This window comes from bacterium endosymbiont of Bathymodiolus sp. 5 South, from assembly GCF_900128535.1.
Lineage (GTDB): Bacteria > Pseudomonadota > Gammaproteobacteria > PS1 > Pseudothioglobaceae > Thiodubiliella.
The window spans coordinates 1-1715 of sequence record NZ_FQTR01000261.1 but is presented as its reverse complement, the minus strand read 5'-3'; the positions used below and the strand labels follow the sequence as shown (position 1 = coordinate 1715).

The 1715-nt window shown below is 45.4% G+C and carries 1 protein-coding gene; it reads left to right on the top strand.

Translation table 11 applies throughout. The annotated features are described in order from the left end of the window. Window positions 1-1715 (top strand): galactose-binding domain-containing protein (locus tag BBROOKSOX_RS10645; RefSeq protein ID WP_180324009.1); only part of this gene is annotated, 1715 nt, incomplete at both ends.

The following is a 1715-nucleotide window of genomic DNA, read 5'->3' as shown; positions in this document are numbered from 1 at the left end:
ATGTCGCACCCAATCCCAAAAAAATCATTCAATTAGACGCATCAGGCAAACAAGGTCGCTATGTTAGAATCCAGTTGCTTGACAGTGACTATCTCTCTCTAGCAGAAGTTCAGGTTATGGGTGTTGATCCTTTGCATTTTGCTGAGGTGGATTATTCTAGTACTCAGAATGATTTTGGTGGGTTTTATAATGCACCAAATTATGTTAATGATCAGACCTTTGCTATCCTTAAAGCCGATGGCTCAATCACGACATGGGGTGGTCTGATTTATGGAACCGTAGTACCCACTGGTAGTGGTTATACCAAGATTTATTCAAATAGATATGCCTTTGCCGCTCTTACAACCAATGGCTCAATCAAAGCGTGGGGTGATTGGGATTGGGGAGGTACACACGCGCCCTCTGGTAGTGGCTATACTAAGATTTATTCAACTTTGAATGCCTTTGCCGCTCTTACAGCCGATGGCTCAATCAAGGCGTGGGGTGGCTCTGATGGAGGTGGCGAAAACGCACCTTTTGGCAGTGGCTATACCAAGATTTATTCTAATAAAAATGCCTTTGCCGTTCTTGCACACGATGGTTCAATCAAGACATGGGGTAGTTCAAAGCGAGGGGGAGGTGAAAACACGCCCTCTGATAAAGGCTATATTGAGATTTATTCAACTCAGTATGCCTTTGCCGCCCTTAAAGCCGATGGCTCAATCACAGCGTGGGGTGGTTCGAATGATGGAGGTACAGATGCGCCTTCTGGCAAAGGCTATACCAAGATTTATTCAACTTGGAGGTCCTTTGCCGCCCTTAAAGCCGATGGCTCAATCACAGCGTGGGGTTATACGGATGCTGGAGGCACAGATGCGCCCAACGCACCCACTGATAAAGGCTATATTAAGATTTATTCAAATGGACTTGCCTTTGCCGCCCTTAGAGCCGATGGCTCAATCAAGGCGTGGGGTGACCCAGATTTTGGAGGTAAGCACGCACCCACTGACAAAGGCTATACCAAGATTTATTCAAACACATATGCCTTTGCCGCCCTTAAAGCCGATGGGTCAATCAAGACATGGGGTGACATAAAAAGTGGAGGCACAAACTCACCCAATGCACCCACTGACAAAGGCTATATCAAGATTTATTCAAGTGATAGCGCCTTTGCCGCCCTTAAAGCCGATGGTTCAATTACATCGTGGGGCAACTTAGATAATTCGTGGGGTAGAGAGTATAAACATACAAATGCACCCACTGACAAAGGTTATACCGCGATTTATTCAAATGAATTTGCCTTTACTGCTGTTAAACCCGATGGCTCAATTAGGACATGGGGTGACCCAGGTTATGGAGGCGCATATGCCTCTGGTTATAATCTAGCGCTTGAAAAACCTGCTACACAATCCAGCACGTATCCACACCGCATCATCGCTGTTGCTGGTTATGCAGTGGATGGCAACACTGATGGCGAATTTTTAAATAGTAGCACAACCCATACCAAAGATGAGCGGGGCGCTTGGTGGCAGGTTGATCTAGGCAGCAAGAAAAACATCAAGCAAATCATTATCTACAACCGCACTGATTGCTGTGCAAATAGACTAAGCAACTACCAAGTTAGTATCTCTAATAAAGCAGACTTCAGTACCCACACCTATCAACAAGACTTTCATGTTGCGCCTAATCCCAAAAAAATCATTCAATTAGACGCATCAGGCAAACAAGGTCGCTAT